Here is a 19,437-nt window from a genome sequence, read left to right on the forward strand (position 1 = left end):
ATCATGAAAAAACTATTACTATTATCAGCCCTTTTTATTTCTTTTTTAACTTTTGCGCAAGTACCACAAGGCATTTCTTATCAAGCTATTGCATTGAACGGTTCAGGAAATCCAGTTGCAAGTTCTAACGTAAGAGTTAAATTGTCTATCTTAGACCAAACTGCAACAGGAACAATTTTATATTCAGAGACACAATTAAAAACTACTACTGCACAAGGTTTGTTTAACTTAACCATTGGCCAAGGAACAGTGGTTTCGGGAACTTTCAATACCATCAACTGGGGAACCAATTCCAAATTCTTAAAAGTAGAAATGGACGTTACCGGCGGAACGACTTATGTTTTGGTTGGAACAACACAATTGCTTTCTGTACCTTATGCAATGGCGGCTGACAGTTTAGTAACTTCACCGGGTGAAGGAATTACATTGGTTTCACCTAATGGAACACCTTATCAATTGACAGTTGACAATAGTGGAAATTTATCTCTACCAACTTCCAACACAACCGGATCTAATCCAAGTCAATTGTATTTGTATGGAACTTTTAATACTTTTAATCCAAGCACTTCATTGTTATTCAACAATAACGGAACTACTTTTTATGGATATAAATACTTAACATCCGGTGGTCAGTTAAAATTTTTAGCCGATAATAATACAAGCGCAACAGTCTATGGATTAAATGCTTCGCAAGAAGTGACTGTTGGTGACAGCGCTTACTCAGTTACTTCAAACGGTTTTTATTATATAACAATTGATCATTATGCAGATAATCCGATGCAATTTGGATTACAATCTTTTGCTCCTGAATTAATTATTCAAGCGACTTGCTCAGGTATTAACCCAACCTACAATACTTCAACAAATACTTTTTCGTTTATTGTTAATGGAATTACTACCAGCAATAATCAGTTTTTATTTAATATACCTAATACTTCAGGAGCATCAAGCTGTGGAATATTTGGTGATTTCTTGTCTGATGGCACTATTGATTTTAACGGACCAGCAATATCTTTTACAACCGCAACTACAACACCTAAGAATTATAGAGTTGATTTAATCATTAACTTTAACGGTTCTGCTTCTTACACGATTACTCAAATATAATTGTACTTTAAATTAAAAAAACCGCTCAATGAGCGGTTTTTTTTTGGTTTGATATCAAAATTATCTTGTAAACAATAACTCTCTGTATTTAGTTAAGGTCCAAATTTCATCGTCTACTAACAACTCTAATTTATCACAATGTTCTCTAATTACTTCGAAGTATGGTTTTACTTTGTCGCAGTAAGCTTCGGCCATTTTTTGTGCATCGGTTAAAGCGTTCGCTTTTTTACGGGCTTCGGTCATGGCTTCTACATTAGTATTGATGCCTTCAATATGAGCTGAAATTTCTTTGATTAAAGAGATTTGTTCTTTGGCAATTTTCTCAAAGTCTTTGCCGAAAATTTCTTTTAATCCGCGTACGTTTTCGATTAAAGTATTTTGGTAACGAATCGCTGTTGGAATCACATGATTGCGAGCAATATCGCCTAAAACTCTACCCTCGATTTGGATTTTCTTAGTGTATTCTTCCAATTCTATTTCGTAGCGCGCTTCCACTTCAATGTGGTTCATTACATTCAAATCTTCAAATAAGTCTAGTGCTTTTTTAGAGACTTTAGCTTTCAACGCTAGAGGAGTAGTTTTGTGATTACTCAAGCCGCGTTTTTTAGCTTCTTTTTCCCAAGCTTCGCTGTAACCATCACCTTCAAAAAGGATGTTTTTAGTTTCTTTGATGTATTCTCTTAAGACGTTGAAAATCGCTTCGTCTTTCTTTAAATCTTTTTTCTCGATTAAAGCATCAACTTCTTTTTTGAAATCTTTCAATTGTTTGGCCACGATAGAATTCAAAGTCGTCATCGCATTAGCACAATTGGCAGAAGAGCCAACAGCACGGAATTCAAATTTATTTCCTGTGAAGGCAAACGGAGAAGTTCTGTTTCTGTCGGTGTTGTCCAATAATACATCCGGAATTTTACCCACGACGTTTAATTTCAAATCGGTTTTTTCTTCAGGAGATAATTTTCCTTTGGTTACACCTTCTAATTCCTCTAAAACTTTAGTCAATTGTTGCCCAATGAAAACCGAAATGATTGCCGGTGGCGCTTCGTTGGCACCTAATCTGTGGTCATTACTGGCTGTTGCGATGGCTGCACGAAGTAATTCTTCGTATTCATTTACCGCTTTAATGGTATTGATAAAGAAAGATAAGAATTGTAAGTTACTCATCGGTGTTTTACCCGGAGATAATAAATTTACTCCGGTATCTGTAGCCAATGACCAGTTGTTGTGTTTTCCAGAACCGTTTACACCTTTAAAAGGTTTTTCATGGAACAATATTTTGAAATCATGACGCTCACCTACTTTTGACATTACATCCATTAACAATGAATTGTGGTCAACGGCTAGGTTTGTTTCTTCAAAAATTGGTGCTAATTCGAATTGGTTTGGCGCTACTTCGTTGTGACGCGTTTTTACCGGAATACCTAAGTACATGCATTCTTCTTCTAATTCTCTCATGTAATTCAAAGCGCGAGAAGGAATTGACCCGAAGTAATGATCGTCTAATTGTTGTCCTTTGGCAGAAGTATGTCCAAGCAAAGTTCTTCCCGTCAATAATAAGTCAGGTCTTGAGTTCGCTAATGAACTATCCACTAAGAAATATTCTTGTTCCCAACCCAAAGTGGCCGTTACTTTTTTTACGTTTTTATCGAAATATTTACATACTTCAGTTGCCGCTTCATCCACGGCATTTAAAGCACGTAATAAAGGTGTTTTATAATCTAAAGCTTCACCGGTATAAGAGATAAATACTGTGGGAATACACAAAGTAGTTCCGAAAATAAATGCCGGAGAAGTTGGATCCCAAGCAGTATAGCCACGGGCTTCAAATGTATTTCTGATTCCACCATTAGGGAAAGAAGAAGCATCCGGTTCCTGTTGTACCAATTGACCGCCACCAAATTTTTCAACCGGATCTGACCCATCGTAAGAAGTTTCAAAAAAGGCATCGTGCTTTTCAGCGGTAGTTCCTGTTAAGGGTTGGAACCAGTGAGTATAATGAGTTACGCCTTTAGACAAAGCCCATTCTTTCATTCCCATTGCGATATAATCAGCAAGTTTTCTGTCAATTTTAGTTCCGTGCTGTACTGCATCTTTCACTCCTTTATAAGCATCTGAAGTCAAATATTGCTTCATTGCTTTATCATTAAACACATTGGCACCGAAAATGGCTGATTTTCTATCCGCTTCTTCAAATTTTACAGGTTTTCTACCTGATGCATCTTTTAATGCTTGAAAACGTAAAGTTGACATAAAGTTTATTTTTTAAGTTACACCCTATTAATTTGATGCAAATATAGCAATATTTTTATTTTAAAATAAACAGACCCTGTTTTTTTAGGGGTTAATTTATTAAATTATTAAAAAATGATTGTTTAAAACTTTTGTTGTCTAATCGTTAATAATTGCATTCAAATAACTCAAACCACTATATTTGTATCAACTAAAAGAGAACGTCATGACAGTTTGGATTATTTTTCTGGCCTTAATTTTTCTATTTCTCGCCCTTGATTTGGGTGTTTTCAACAAAAACCCACATATCATCAAGCCAAAAGAGGCAGGAATTTGGACTGGAGTTTGGGTTTCACTATCCTTTATTTTTAGTTTTGTTATAGGATGGATATATAAAAATGAACTTATAGCAAATCCAACCGGTATAGCACCGGCAGTAGCAACAATGAAATTTATCACTGGTTATCTTATAGAATTATCGCTGAGTGTTGATAATATTTTTGTGATTGCCGTAATCTTTGCTTCATTTAAAATTCCTCAAAAATACCAGCACAGGGTTTTATTTTGGGGTATCCTTGGCGCTATTGTTTTCAGAGGATTGATGATTTTCTTTGGTGTAATTTTGATTAACAAATTCAGTTGGATGACATACCTGTTTGGTGCTTTCTTAATCTTTACAGCAGTAAAGATGCTGTTTAAGGGCGATGAAGAAGAATTTAACCCTAAGAAATCTTTTGTTTACCGAAACTTGCGTAAAATAATTCCAATAACAAGTCACGCTGAAGGAGAACACTTTTTTGTAAAGAGAAGACACATTACTGCTGCCACGCCTCTTTTTGTTGCTTTAATCGTAATTGAAGTAATGGATATGCTGTTTGCTTTGGATAGTGTTCCGGCAATTTTAGCTATTACTTCAGATCCGTTTTTAGTATTTAGCTCTAATATTTTTGCTATTCTTGGGTTGCGTTCTATGTATTTCTTTTTGGCTAACATGTTAGAAAAATTCAGTTATCTGGAGTACAGTTTGATTGCTATTTTAACTTTTGTTGGGATTAAGATGCTGATTGTTCATTATTTTAAATTCCCGGAATGGGTTTCATTAGGATTTATTGCCCTTTCTTTATTTGCTGGCATTATCATTTCTATTCAAAAGAGCAAAGCTAAATAATAATCATTTTAAGATGAAAATCGATTAAATTGTAAAAAACAAGCCCAATCAAATAATTCTGATTGGGCTTGTTTTTATTATTCTCTCAATTTTTCAAAAAAGCAGTATAATGACTAAAGAAATTGTTATTCAGTTTAAACAATAATCTTGCAAAAAAACCAAAGACTTTAAAACTAATTATATCCTTTAAAAGCGAATAACAGCTGTCAAAATTCTATCTTACTCTTTAGAGACTTTACTACGAACAATTGAAGCTTATAAGAGAATTAAAGGCAAGAATACTCATCATAGCTTCATACAAAGCATAAAAAAACCCTTCAAAATTAATCGAAGGGTTTTTATTTTAATCTGGAAACTATTATCGTTTAATTACACGTAGTGTTTTAACTTCTGTACCTTGAGTAACAATTACATTGTAAACTCCGGATGGGAAGCGTTCTCCTATTTGTAATTCAGACAATTGATCCTGGTTCACTTCACGTTGTTCAACTAATTTTCCGGCCATATCATAAATTGCAATTGCAACTTTCTCAACAGTAGGAGCAGTAACATTCAATTTGAATGTTTCTGTGAATGGATTAGGAGAAACTTTAGCCGTTAACTCAGTTCTAATATCCGTTTCTTGGACATCATCCATAGCTATAATTCTACAATTAGAATTATCAGCTAAGACAGTGAATTTAGCAGTAACGCTATCTGAGTTACATGTTCCATTAATACTATAGGTAACTGTAACTACACCACCAGTTGTTCTGTTTGGTGCAACTCTTGGACTACCGCTGAATACAGCAGTTACTCCTCCTGTTGGTCCACATACATTTCCTGATGTTGAACATCCAGAACTAATCGTTTTGAATTGAGACAACCAGTTAGCAAATGCATTGTTTAATGCATATTGACTATTAAAGTTTGTACCTACATAAGACACATTTGACGGACCAGTTACATCTACAGCGGCACCAGTGGCAACTGTAAATCTTCTAGTACAAGTGAATGAACCTTGTGTATTTGGCGCACATGTTGGTGCAATAGGCGCACAAGCATTAGCAGCAGTATACGTCCATGTTACATCCACATAACCTCCACATGCTGATGGCGGTGTTGATGGAGCATTATTTGTTAATGTTCCTCCACATCCTCCAGCAACTGTTGTGTTACATAAGAATGCATTCCAAGCTGAATTAATCTGCGACTGTGTACTACAAGCCGGTACTGTTACATTGTTTCCACATTTAAAGGTCACAGCTGGTGCAGTAGGAATAGTGAAACGTTTGGTTGTAGTCAATGTATTGGTGTTTCCACATCCACTTTGTTGACCACATGAACTAACCGTGTAAGTCCAAGTTACATCTACATATCCACCACATGCTGATGGCGGGTTAGCCGGAGCATTATTAGTCAATACGCCACCACATCCTCCACTAGCTGTAGTTGATGCTTTAAATGCAGCCCAAGCCGAATTAATTTGTGCTTGAGTACGACATGACTGTAATGTCACATTGTTTCCTGGAGTAAAGATTACTTGTGGCGGAGATGCTACTGTAAAACGTTTTGTAGTTGTCACAATATTTGAACTTCCACATCCGCTTTGCTGACCACAAGAATTTACAGTATATTTCCAAGTAACATCTATATAACCACCACATAATGAAGGTGGATTAGACGGTGCATTGTTAGTCAATACGCCTCCACATCCGCCACTTGCACTTACTGATGATTTAAATGCTGTCCATGCTGCATTTACTTGTGATTGAGTACTACAAGATGGCACTGTTACATTGTTTGCTCCTGCAAATACTACCGGAGTTGGGTTGGCTACAGTGAACCGTTTTGTAATTGTTACTATATTAGAACTTCCACATCCGCTTTGCTGTCCACAAGAACTTACAGTATATTTCCAAGTAACATCCTTATAACCACCACATAATGAAGGTGGACTAGATGGTGCATTGTTAGTCAATACGCCTCCACATCCGCCACTTGCAGTTACCGATGATTTAAATGCTGCCCAAGCTGCATTTAATTGTGATTGAGTACTACAAGATGGTACCGTTACATTGTTTGCTCCTGCAAATACTACCGGAGTTGGGTTGGCTACAGTGAAACGTTTTGTAGTTGTAACTATATTTGAACTTCCACATCCGCTCTGTTGACCACAAGAATTTACAGTATATTTCCAAGTAACATCTACATAACCACCACATAATGAAGGTGGATTGTACGGTGCATTGTTAGTCAATACACCTCCACATCCGCCAGTTGCAGTAACTGATGATTTAAATGCCGCCCATGCTGCATTTAATTGTGATTGAGTACTGCAAGCAGGTAATGTTACATTGTTTGCTCCTGCAAATACTACTTGTGATGGAGACGTTACAGTGAAACGTTTTGTCGTTGTCATTGTATTTCCGTTATCACATCCACTTTGTTGACCACATGAACCAACGGTGTAGGTCCAAGTCACATCTACATAACCACCACAGTTTGAAGGTGGGTTAGATGGTGCATTGTTAGTCAATACGCCTCCACATCCACCGGTTGCAGTAACTGATGATTTAAATGCCGCCCATGCAGAATTTACTTGGTACTGAGTACTACATGCCGGTAATGTTACATCATTTCCTGCAATAAATACTACTTGAGGTGGTGATGCTACCGTGAAACGTTTTGTTGTTGTCATTGTGTTATCATTACCACATCCGCTTTGTTGCCCACATGAGCCAACAGTGTAAGTCCAAGTCACATCTACATAACCACCACAGTTTGAAGGTGGGTTAGACGGTGCGTTGTTTGTCAATACACCTCCACATCCACCACTTGCAGTTGTTGAAGCTTTGAATGCTGCCCAAGCTGCATTTACTTGCGCTTGTGTACTACATGCCGGTAATGTTACATTATTTCCTGCATTGAATACAACTTGTGATGGCGCCAAAATAGTGAAACGTTTTGTACATGTCATTGTATTTTGATTACCGCATCCACTTTGTTGACCGCATGAACCAACAGTATATATCCAAGTCACGTCAACATAACCGCCACATAATGACGGCGCATTAGCCGGTGCGTTGTTTGTCAATACACCATTACATCCACCAGTTACAGTTGTTGATGCTTTGAACGCTTCCCAAGCTGCATTTACTTGCGCTTGAGTGCTACATGATGGTACTGTTACATTAGTTGCACAATTAAATACTACAGGAGCCGGAGCCGCTACAGTAAAACGTTTTGTACACGTCATTGTATTTTGATTACCACATCCACTTTGTTGACCACATGAACCAACGGTGTAGGTCCAAGTCACATCTACATAACCGCCACATAATGATGGCGCATTAGCTGGTGCGTTGTTTGTCAATACGCCATTACATCCACCGGTTACGGTTGTTGATGCTTTGAACGCTTCCCAAGCTGTATTTACTTGCGCTTGAGTGCTGCATGATGGTACTGTTACATTAGTTGCACAATTGAACACAACAGGAGCCGGAGATTCTACTGTGAAACGTTTTGTACATACTGTTGCACTTTGACTTCCATTTTGTCCACCACAGTTTAAGAATTGTTGATCAACAGTTCCATTATCAAAATTTTCATTAATAGCAGTTGCTACAGCATTGATTTCTGATAAAGAATATCCTGTTGTACAACCTCCAATAACATTATTGGCTAATTGTAAGAAGCTAGATACTGTCATTCCAGTAAATGTACCGGTCTTTATAGTTAATGAGCCTAAACTTGCATTACTCGCCGAGAAATTTGGATCGTATATATCAAATCCAGTTGATAATGTAAGTGCAATTAACTGAGAAGATAAAACACCTCTACTCGTAGTTGGATTTACAGCACTTGATGTAATTAGAGATGAATTCCCTCCTGCCGGTAGATAATTTTGAATTGCTGATGAAGAAGTAAAAGTAAGTTTGTTACTTCCACATCCTATAACTAGTCCATTTGGAAAGGCTCCAGCAAAATTTGCATCTCTGTAACATCCTGGATTGTTCCCATTACATGAAGTTCCATAACCTCCTTGAGTAAATGTTGTAAATTGCCCTTCACAATCATCAGATTGATCACACAAATCACTAACATTATATGTCCATGTCACATCTACATAACCTCCACATGAAGATGGTGCGGTTGACGGCGCATTATTAGTCAATACACCATTACATCCGCCGGTTGCAGTTGTTGAAGCTAAGAATGCAGCCCATGCAGTATTAACCTGCGTTTGAGTGCTACATGATGGGACTGTTACGTCAACTCCACAATTGAACTCTACTTGAGATGATGGCGTCACGGTGAAGCTAGCACTTACACTGTCTTGTGAACAGTTGTCTGAAATACTATAAGTCAACGATACACTTCCTCCCTCACACAATCTTGGTGCTTGGAATTCGCTGATGTTGAATTGAGCCGTAGCATCACATCCGTCGTTTACAGTTTGGAACTGTGCCAACCATAAAGCAAACGCCGCATCAACTCCTGCTTGGTTTTCATAATCACAGGCACTTGAAGTGGAATTCTCCGGTCCTGTTACATCTACTGGTGTAGATTTTGTAATGGTGAAAGTAGCACTTACACTGTCTTGTGAACAGTTGTCTGAAATACTATAAGTCAACGATACGCTTCCTCCCTCACACAATCTTGGTGCTTGGAATTCGCTGATGTTGAATTGAGCCGTAGCATCACATCCGTCGTTTACAGTTTGAAACTGTGCCAACCATAAAGCAAACGCTGCATCAACTCCCGCTTGATTTTCATAATCACATGCACTTGAAGTGGAATTCTCCGGTCCTGTTACATCTACTGGTGTAGATTTTGTAATGGTGAAAGTAGCACTTACACTGTCTTGTGAACAGTTGTCTGAAATACTATAAGTCAACGATACGCTTCCTCCCTCACACAATCTTGGTGCTTGGAACTCGCTAATGTTGAATTGAGCTGTAGCATCACATCCATCGTTTACGGTTTGGAACTGTGCCAACCATAAAGCAAACGCTGCATCAACTCCCGCTTGATTTTCATAATCACAGGCACTTGAAGTGGAATTCTCCGGTCCTTCTACATCTACTGGTGTACCAGGTGTAACAGTGAAAGTAGCTGTAACAAAATCTAAACTACAATTATCCGAAATTGTATAGATAAGTTGAACAGAACCTCCAGCACACAAGATAGGTGCAATTCTTGGGGTAGGACACCAAATTGGTTCAGCTCCACATCCATCATTTACTACTCTAAATTGATTTAACCAACTAGAAAATGCTGCATTTAAATCAGCTTGAGTAGCAAAATCACAATAGTTATAAGTAACACTTGCAGGTCCTTCTACATCAACAGGTTCAGAAGGTGTTACGGTGAAAGTAGCACTTACACTATCTTGTGAACAGTTGTCTGAAATACTATAAGTCAACGATACGCTTCCTCCCTCACACAATCTTGGTGCTTGGAATTCGCTGATGTTGAATTGAGCCGTAGCATCACATCCGTCGTTTACAGTTTGGAACTGTGCCAACCATAAAGCAAACGCTGCATCAACTCCCGCTTGATTTTCATAATCACAGCCACTTGAAGTGGAATTCTCCGGTCCTGTTACATCTACTGGTGTACCAGGTGTAACAGTGAAAGTAGCTGTAACAAAATCTAAACTACAATTATCCGAAATTGTATAGATAAGTTGAACAGAACCTCCAGCACACAAGATAGGTGCAATTCTTGGGGTAGGACACCAAATTGGTTCAGCTCCACATCCATCATTTACTACTCTAAATTGATTTAACCAACTAGAAAATGCTGCATTTAAATCAGCTTGAGTAGCAAAATCACAATAGTTATAAGTAACACTTGCAGGTCCTTCTACATCAACAGGTTCAGAAGGTGTTACGGTGAAAGTAGCACTTACACTGTCTTGTGAACAGTTGTCTGAAATACTATAAGTCAACGATACGCTTCCTCCTTCACACAATCTTGGTGCTTGGAACTCGCTAATGTTGAATTGAGCTGTAGCATCACATCCGTCATTTACAGTTTGGAACTGTGCCAACCATAAAGCAAACGCTGCATCAACTCCCGCTTGATTTTCATAATCACATGCACTTGAAGTGGAATTCTGTGGTCCTGTTACATCTACTGGTGTAGATTTTGTAATGGTGAAAGTAGCACTTACACTGTCTTGTGAACAGTTGTCTGAAATACTATAAGTCAACGATACGCTTCCTCCCTCACACAATCTTGGTGCTTGGAACTCGCTGATGTTGAATTGAGCTGTAGCATCACATCCGTCGTTTACAGTTTGGAACTGTGCCAACCATAAAGCAAAGGCTGCATCAACTCCCGCCTGGTTATCATAATCACATGCACTTGAAGTGGAATTCTGTGGTCCTGTTACATCTACTGGTGTACTAGGTGTTATTGTGAAAGTAGCACTTACACTGTCTTGTGAACAGTTGTCTGAAATACTATAAGTCAACGATACGCTTCCTCCCTCACACAATCTTGGTGCTTGGAATTCGCTAATGTTGAATTGAGCCGTAGCATCACATCCGTCGTTTACAGTTTGGAACTGTGCCAACCATAAAGCAAAGGCTGCATCAACTCCCGCCTGATTTTCATAATCACATGCACTTGAAGTGGAATTCTGTGGTCCTGTTACATCTACTGGTGTAGATTTTGTAATGGTGAAAGTAGCACTTACACTGTCTTGTGAACAGTTGTCTGAAATACTATAAGTCAACGATACACTTCCTCCCTCACACAATCTTGGCGCTTGGAATTCGCTAATGCTGAATTGAGCTGTAGCATCACATCCATCGCTTACAGTTTGGAACTGTGCCAACCATAAAGCAAACGCTGCATCAACTCCTGCTTGATTTTCATAATCACATGCACTTGAAGTGGAATTCTGTGGTCCTGTTACATCTACTGGTGTACTAGGTGTTATTGTGAAAGTAGCACTTACACTGTCTTGTGAACAGTTGTCTGAAATACTATAAGTCAACGATACGCTTCCTCCCTCACACAATCTTGGTGCTTGGAATTCGCTAATGTTGAATTGAGCCGTAGCATCACATCCGTCGTTTACAGTTTGGAACTGTGCCAACCATAAAGCAAACGCTGCATCAACTCCTGCTTGATTTTCATAATCACATGCACTTGAAGTGGAATTCTGTGGTCCTGTTACATCTACTGGTGTAGATTTTGTAATGGTGAAAGTAGCACTTACACTGTCTTGTGAACAGTTGTCTGAAATACTATAAGTCAACGATACACTTCCTCCCTCACACAATCTTGGTGCTTGGAACTCGCTAATGTTGAATTGAGCCGTAGCATCACATCCGTCATTTACAGTTTGGAACTGTGCCAACCATAAAGCAAACGCTGCATCAACTCCCGCCTGGTTTTCATAATCACATGCACTTGAAGTCGCATTCTGTGGTCCTGTTACATCAACAGGTGTACTAGGTGTTACGGTGAAAGTAGCACTTACACTGTCTTGTGAACAGTTGTCTGAAATACTATAAGTCAACGATACGCTTCCTCCCTCACACAATCTTGGTGCTTGGAACTCGCTAATGTTGAATTGAGCCGTAGCATCACATCCGTCATTTACAGTTTGGAACTGTGCCAACCATAAAGCAAACGCTGCATCAACTCCCGCTTGATTTTCATAATCACAGGCACTTGAAGTGGCATTCTCCGGTCCTGTTACATCTACTGGTGTAGATTTTGTAATGGTGAAAGTAGCACTTACACTGTCTTGTGAACAGTTGTCTGAAATACTATAAGTCAACGATACACTTCCTCCCTCACACAATCTTGGCGCTTGGAATTCGCTAATGCTGAATTGAGCCGTAGCATCACATCCGTCGTTTACAGTTTGGAACTGTGCCAACCATAAAGCAAACGCTGCATCAACTCCTGCTTGGTTTTCATAATCACAGGCACTTGAAGTGGCATTCTGTGGTCCTGTTACATCTACTGGTGTACTAGGTGTTATTGTGAAAGTAGCACTTACACTATCTTGTGAACAGTTGTCTGAAATACTATAAGTCAACGATACGCTTCCTCCCTCACACAATCTTGGTGCCTGGAACTCGCTAATGTTGAATTGAGCTGTAGCATCACATCCATCGTTTACGGTTTGGAACTGTGCCAACCATAAAGCAAACGCTGCATCAACTCCCGCTTGATTTTCATAATCACAGGCACTTGAAGTGGAATTCTCCGGTCCTTCTACATCTACTGGTGTACCAGGTGTAACAGTGAAAGTAGCTGTAACAAAATCTAAACTACAATTATCCGAAATTGTATAGATAAGTTGAACAGAACCTCCAGCACACAAGATAGGTGCAATTCTTGGGGTAGGACACCAAATTGGTTCAGCTCCACATCCATCATTTACTACTCTAAATTGATTTAACCAACTAGAAAATGCTGCATTTAAATCAGCTTGAGTAGCAAAATCACAATAGTTATAAGTAACACTTGCAGGTCCTTCTACATCAACAGGTTCAGAAGGTGTTACGGTGAAAGTAGCACTTACACTATCTTGTGAACAGTTGTCTGAAATACTATAAGTCAACGATACGCTTCCTCCCTCACACAATCTTGGTGCCTGGAACTCGCTGATGTTGAATTGAGCCGTAGCATCACATCCGTCGTTTACAGTTTGGAACTGTGCCAACCATAAAGCAAACGCTGCATCAACTCCTGCTTGATTTTCATAATCACAGGCACTTGAAGTGGCATTCTCCGGTCCTGTTACATCTACTGGTGTAGATTTTGTAATGGTGAAAGTAGCACTTACACTGTCTTGTGAACAGTTGTCTGAAATACTATAAGTCAACGATACGCTTCCTCCTTCACACAATCTTGGTGCTTGGAACTCGCTAATGTTGAATTGAGCTGTAGCATCACATCCGTCGTTTACAGTTTGGAACTGTGCCAACCATAAAGCAAACGCTGCATCAACTCCCGCTTGATTTTCATAATCACATGCACTTGAAGTGGAATTCTCCGGTCCTGTTACATCTACTGGTGTAGATTTTGTAATGGTGAAAGTAGCACTTACACTGTCTTGTGAACAGTTGTCTGAAATACTATAAGTCAACGATACGCTTCCTCCTTCACACAATCTTGGTGCTTGGAATTCGCTGATGTTGAATTGAGCCGTAGCATCACATCCGTCGTTTACAGTTTGAAACTGTGCCAACCATAAAGCAAACGCTGCATCAACTCCTGCTTGATTTTCATAATCACATGCACTTGAAGTGGAATTCTCCGGTCCTGTTACATCTACTGGTGTAGATTTTGTAATGGTGAAAGTAGCACTTACACTGTCTTGTGAACAGTTGTCTGAAATACTATAAGTCAACGATACACTTCCTCCCTCACACAATCTTGGTGCTTGGAATTCGCTGATGTTGAATTGAGCCGTAGCATCACATCCGTCGTTTACAGTTTGGAACTGTGCCAACCATAAAGCAAACGCTGCATCAACTCCTGCTTGATTTTCATAATCACAGGCACTTGAAGTGGCATTCTCCGGTCCTGTTACATCTACTGGTGTAGATTTTGTAATGGTGAAAGTAGCACTTACACTGTCTTGTGAACAGTTGTCTGAAATACTATAAGTCAACGATACACTTCCTCCCTCACACAATCTTGGTGCTTGGAATTCGCTGATGTTGAATTGAGCTGTAGCATCACATCCATCGTTTACGGTTTGGAACTGTGCCAACCATAAAGCAAAGGCTGCATCAACTCCTGCTTGGTTTTCATAATCACAGGCACTTGAAGTAGCATTCTCTGGTCCTGTTACATCTACTGGTGTAGATTTTGTAATGGTGAAAGTAGCACTTACACTGTCTTGTGAACAGTTGTCTGAAATACTATAAGTCAACGATACGCTTCCTCCCTCACACAATCTTGGTGCTTGGAATTCGCTGATGTTGAATTGAGCCGTAGCATCACATCCGTCGTTTACAGTTTGGAACTGTGCCAACCATAAAGCAAACGCTGCATCAACTCCCGCTTGATTTTCATAATCACATGCACTTGAAGTGGAATTCTCCGGTCCTGTTACATCTACTGGTGTAGATTTTGTAATGGTGAAAGTAGCACTTACACTGTCTTGTGAACAGTTGTCTGAAATACTATAAGTCAACGATACGCTTCCTCCCTCACACAATCTTGGTGCTTGGAACTCGCTAATGTTGAATTGAGCTGTAGCATCACATCCATCGTTTACGGTTTGGAACTGTGCCAACCATAAAGCAAACGCTGCATCAACTCCCGCTTGATTTTCATAATCACAGGCACTTGAAGTGGCATTTGATGGACCTGTTACATCTACTGGTGTAAATGGCGTTACAGTAAAAGTTCTTGTACAAGTTTGCGGTTGACCACAATCATCAGTAACTGTCCATGTAACTTGAACACTATTACCATTACCTGAAGAACAGGTTAATGGTGCGGTTGGTGTTGATGGAAGAATAGTTAAAACAGGATTAGTACCTCCAGAATAATTGAATGATGCTAACCATGCTGCAAATGATGTGTTAATCTCCGATTGAGTCTTACAAGACGTTTCGAATTTATTTTCAGGACAATTTAAAACCACCGGATTTAAAGGTGGCTGTTCGACAGTAACTTGAGTTTCTTTTGAACATCCGTTATTATCTACTACAGTGATAGTGTAACTTCCTGCCGGTATATTTTGAAACTCAACAGAAGGATCTGCCTGAGGTCCAATAACAATATTCCCGGGTTGAAGTGTAAAAGTATATTTTGAGGAACCACTTGAAGTAGCATCTGCAAATAGAGAGGTAGTTCCTCCGTAACAAGTAATCGGATTATAATAAGCTTCTAAACCTAGATCTATAATTGTTATAGACTTACTACAAGTACATTCTCCACCATCGTTTATAACATTTAATTGAAAAAGAATCTGACCTCCGGAAGTTCCAGGATTTATTATTGTAGTTTGTGTACCAATATCATTTACGGGATCATAAATAAATGGTCCAGTAGAAACTAAAAAAGCTCCTGAGGTATTCTGAGGACCTACAGGAAAACTATAATTAAGAGTTGGCTCACCGGTACTAAACTGAACCGTAGTCGTTATAGCAATATTTCCATCTGCTAAACATGCTTTTAATATCCCCGAAAGGTTACATGAAGGAGCCGGAAAAAAAGTAAAGCCTGATTTTTGACCAAATCCTGTTGGATTGGTAACTCTGACTGAACCTGAGGAACCAGCACCTACTACAGCAGATATGGTATTGTCATTAATAACATTAAATGACATTGCTGGTGTTAAACCAAAAGAGACTGCAGTAGTCCCTGTGAAATTGGCACCTGTTATTGTTACTACCTGACCTTGAGCACCAGAACTTGGAATAAAAGTGGTGACAGTAGGAGCAACAGCGTAGACAGCATGACCTAATACCATTGCAAAAAACAACATCAATGCCTTGATATTATTTTGCCATCCATTGGTGATGCCTTTTTGGCAACAATAAGGCTCGCCTTCGGATGTTTTGTTGAGTAAATTTAAATTCATATCTAGTGTTTATTTGGTGTTTAAATCCTTATTATTACGAACAACTGTAACCGATTGGGTACATGTACACGATTCTCTACTGCCATCAGCAGAAGGATTAGTAACTTTCAATTCTATCGTAAAAGTACCTACTAGCTTGCCTGCGTTTACAGAAATTTTATCAAGGCCATTTTCTGAAGCAAAAATAGCTTCAGTGTTATTGGTTTTGAAACTCCACAAATAGACCGTGTTAGGTTTTGCATTTGAAACATCTGATTTAAACTGCAAAAGACGATTAGCACGAGAACTCGTATCACCTAATTCATACTTTAGCGGACCATTCAAGTTACATGCTGGCGGTTGAGCAAACAAAAAATTGGTAAATAAGAAAACAAAGAAGAGTAGAAGAATTGTTGCTAACCCTTTCTTTTTTGAGGAATCGACCGATATGGAACTTTGTAAGGCAGACGAATTTGTATCTCTGCTAAAGTCCATTCTGAAACCATTTTCGTTTTCGATAAAAACATAATCTTTTTTAATCGAAAAATTTGATAACGTACTTTTTTTCATAATGTTTATGTATTTAGGTAATACCACATCACGAATAAGTTTGGTTTTGTATTTTTGGGGACAAGCATCGAAGGGTAAATCTTCAATATCCTTGAAATGTGTGAAAATAATAAACGGTAGACTTTTTACTTGGGATTATAAAATTAGATAGAAATCTAAATACAATGTTAAAATGGCCGTAAGTTTTCTACGAACATTTACTTTTTTCCGATTAACTACACAAATGACTAAAAAACTCAAATCGATTTAACATCAATTTCAATATTTTTTCAAGAGAAGTCTAAATATTAGTGTTTCGTACAGGTAAATTTAACATTATGAAGGCATTAAGAGCTTGTGAAATCACAAAAGTTTGCTGTAAGTTCTCCTTCTTCTAAAAGTAACGGGATCAAAATGTTTCCACATATTGTGAATGGCATGATTGTCTTCTAACTCTGGTGTACGAATACACTGCAGAATTCCTTTTTCTTTAAAAGTGTTATAATATTCATTAAAAATGATAGCGGTAACGCCTTTACTTTGGTATTCGGGATCGATACCAATTAAATAAAACAACACTTCTTTGCTTTCCTTTTTTGCTTTAAGCAAATGATAGAAACCAAAAGGAAATAGTTTGCCATTGGCTTTCTGCAAAGCTTTTGAAAAACTCGGCATCACAATACTAAAAGCTACAATATTATCGTTTTTATCTAAAACAAACTTAATGTATTCCGGATTGATGAAGCTGACATACTTTTTCTTGAAATATTCTTTTTGCACATTGGTTATCGCCACAAAAGAAGACAAGCTGGCATAACTGGCATTGAATAAATCAAACATCTTATCCACATAAGGCATAATATCTTTGTTATTCGTAAAGTTTAAGGCCTTTAATTCGTAGCGTTTTTTGATTAACTCATTGGCCTTTAAAAACAATTCGGGCTTGACATTTGCGAAAGGAAATTTATTTTCAAGGTATTCTTTCTCCTTTATATAACCCAATTGTTCCAAATGCTCCTTATAATAGGGAAAGTTGTACCAAGTAATCATTGAACCAATCTCATCAAAACCTTCGGTTAAAACACCTACTTTATCCAAATTGGAAAAACCCATCGGTCCTTCGACATATTCTAAATTATTGGCTTTGCCAAATTCGTAAACTTTTTCTAATAAAGCTTTGGTCACTTCAACATCGTCAATCACATCCCACCAACCAAAACGAACTTTCTTTTTTTGCTGGTCATTGACTTCGTCCCAATTGATAATGGCGGCTATTCTCCCTACAATTTTATGGTCTTTATAAGCCAAATAAAAGTGCGCCTCTGCCGAAGTAAATGCAGGATTTTTAGTTTTATCGAAGGTTTCCATTTCATCACTAACCAAAGGCGGAACCCAATAAGGATGATTTTTATATAAAGCAAAAGGAAACTTAATGTAATCTTTAATCAGTTTTTGGGTATTGGCTTCAACTATGGTAATCATTATGGCTTTGGATTTTCTAATTCTACTTCGTCTTTGCGCTTTTTGCCTTTGTCTTTTTTAGATTTTTTATCTTTTTTCTTGTCGTCTTTTTTGTCGTTTTTGATTCTTTTGTAATTGGTTTCATAATTACTATCAAAACGCCAAGACATTCCAAAACCTCCATACATAATAGCCGGAGTATCTTTTATATTTTTAGCAACATACGCATCAAGCTGTATGTTTTCTCTAATTAAATAAGCTGCACCCAAACGCCCAACTGTATCAGCATAAAAGTCGCTTTTGTAAGCTTGAATTTCTAAAAAACCGGACCAACGCATATTAAAACCTCTGGTCATCGTTGTAATCCAACCCAAAGTCGGGTAATCAGTCATGTATTTGTCGGCAATAATATTATTGACCCAAACCCATTTACTGCCAAAATGATTTTGCGTAATCAACATCAATTTCGGACTGATAGTCGGATCAGAATCAAAGGTAAACGGATTGGGACCTAAGTTCAAATTGAAACCTCCGTAAACTGCTACCGCCGGAATGAATTGTTTCCAGCTAAACTTATGATTCGCTTTCCAACTATACACATTGGGTTTATCGTCTTTCAATTGTACAAAAGGATCAAAAACCAAATATTTAGCCCCTAAAGTAAACTGTTTAAAACCACCGCGAGTGTCTTCAACTAATGGCGCAGTGTACCAATCATATTGATATTGCGTCTCTAAATTAAACTCAAACTGATCAAAAAAAGCGCCATACCGAACACTTAATTCCGTCCCGAATCCATTGGCTTCATAACGCGCTAAATCGTGTTTTTCCTGAATACCATACAAACCTCCTTCAGCCTGAATTACTGTCTTTCCAACAGAAAAAGCAGACATCGATTTTCCCGGACGATTCGAATTGATGATGTCAGTATATTGAGCATATTGTGAAGTTGAAATCAGCAAAAAGCCAACAACCAACAGTGATTTTATTTTTAGCATAGCAGAGCCTTTAGTGTGAAATATTGTCTCCCAAAAGTAATACAATTTATCATTTATTTAAGAGGTCAAAGCGAATTTTACATGTGGAATTTAGTATTTTTGACAAAAATTATATTTGCAATATGGAAACTGCATCAATGCCCGGCTTTGTTAAAACAATATTATGGATTATAGCCATTTACTATATCTTTAAATTTCTGGCAAGATTGTTTTTACCTGTTGTTGCCAAAAAAGTGGTTGAAAAAGCAGCTCAGCAATTCCAACAACAGCAGCAACAATTCCAAGAACAACAACAAACGCAAAGCTCTAAAACCGAAAAGCCAAAAGAGAAAAAAATCGTTGGTGATTATATTGATTTCGAAGAAATTAAGTAATTTCACTTGAAAACC

Annotated in this window: 8 protein-coding genes; 3 read left to right on the plus strand and 5 right to left on the minus strand. The window is 38.1% G+C overall.

Translation table 11 applies throughout. The features are described 5' to 3' along the window. Positions 1–3 precede the first annotated feature (3 nt). Positions 4–1,107 carry a hypothetical protein gene (locus C8C84_RS15980; RefSeq protein ID WP_121314624.1) on the plus strand — a complete coding sequence of 368 codons (1,104 nt, stop codon included), beginning with the start codon at positions 4–6 and terminating at the stop codon, positions 1,105–1,107. A gap of 60 nt (positions 1,108–1,167) precedes the next feature. On the opposite strand, the gene C8C84_RS15985 is transcribed toward C8C84_RS15980, so the two are convergent. Beyond that, complete coding sequence (locus C8C84_RS15985; RefSeq protein WP_121314625.1) at positions 1,168–3,357, minus strand: glutamine synthetase III; 2,190 nt, start codon at positions 3,355–3,357, stop codon at positions 1,168–1,170. A 205-nt stretch (positions 3,358–3,562) separates the two neighbouring features. On the opposite strand from C8C84_RS15985, the gene C8C84_RS15990 reads away from it, so the two are divergent. Continuing rightward, complete coding sequence (locus tag C8C84_RS15990; protein ID WP_121314627.1) at positions 3,563–4,504, plus strand: TerC family protein; 942 nt, start codon at positions 3,563–3,565, stop codon at positions 4,502–4,504. 358 nt (positions 4,505–4,862) lie between these two features. On the opposite strand, the gene C8C84_RS15995 is transcribed toward C8C84_RS15990, so the two are convergent. The 4 genes from C8C84_RS15995 to C8C84_RS16010 form a co-directional block, all read right to left on the minus strand. Then, complete coding sequence (locus C8C84_RS15995) at positions 4,863–16,061, minus strand: T9SS type A sorting domain-containing protein (protein ID WP_121314629.1); 11,199 nt, start codon at positions 16,059–16,061, stop codon at positions 4,863–4,865. Between the two features lie 9 nt (positions 16,062–16,070). Next, a complete protein-coding gene (locus tag C8C84_RS16000; RefSeq protein ID WP_121314630.1) occupies positions 16,071–16,610 on the minus strand; it encodes a hypothetical protein in 540 nt (179 codons plus the stop codon). A gap of 342 nt (positions 16,611–16,952) precedes the next feature. Then, positions 16,953–18,071 (minus strand): GTP cyclohydrolase, encoded by a 1,119-nt coding sequence (locus tag C8C84_RS16005; RefSeq protein ID WP_121314632.1) that lies wholly within the window; start codon positions 18,069–18,071, stop codon positions 16,953–16,955. After that, a complete protein-coding gene (locus tag C8C84_RS16010; protein ID WP_121314634.1) occupies positions 18,071–19,048 on the minus strand; it encodes a transporter in 978 nt (325 codons plus the stop codon). Before C8C84_RS16010 ends, C8C84_RS16005 begins: the two co-directional genes overlap by 1 nt. 122 nt (positions 19,049–19,170) lie before the next feature. Between C8C84_RS16010 and C8C84_RS16015 the strand changes: the two genes are divergently transcribed. Then, entirely contained in the window at positions 19,171–19,422 is a 252-nt protein-coding gene (locus tag C8C84_RS16015) for a DUF4834 domain-containing protein (protein WP_121314636.1), read from the plus strand. Positions 19,423–19,437: the final 15 nt, after the last annotated feature.

The sequence above is a fragment of the Flavobacterium sp. 102 genome (assembly GCF_003634615.1).
Lineage (GTDB): Bacteria > Bacteroidota > Bacteroidia > Flavobacteriales > Flavobacteriaceae > Flavobacterium.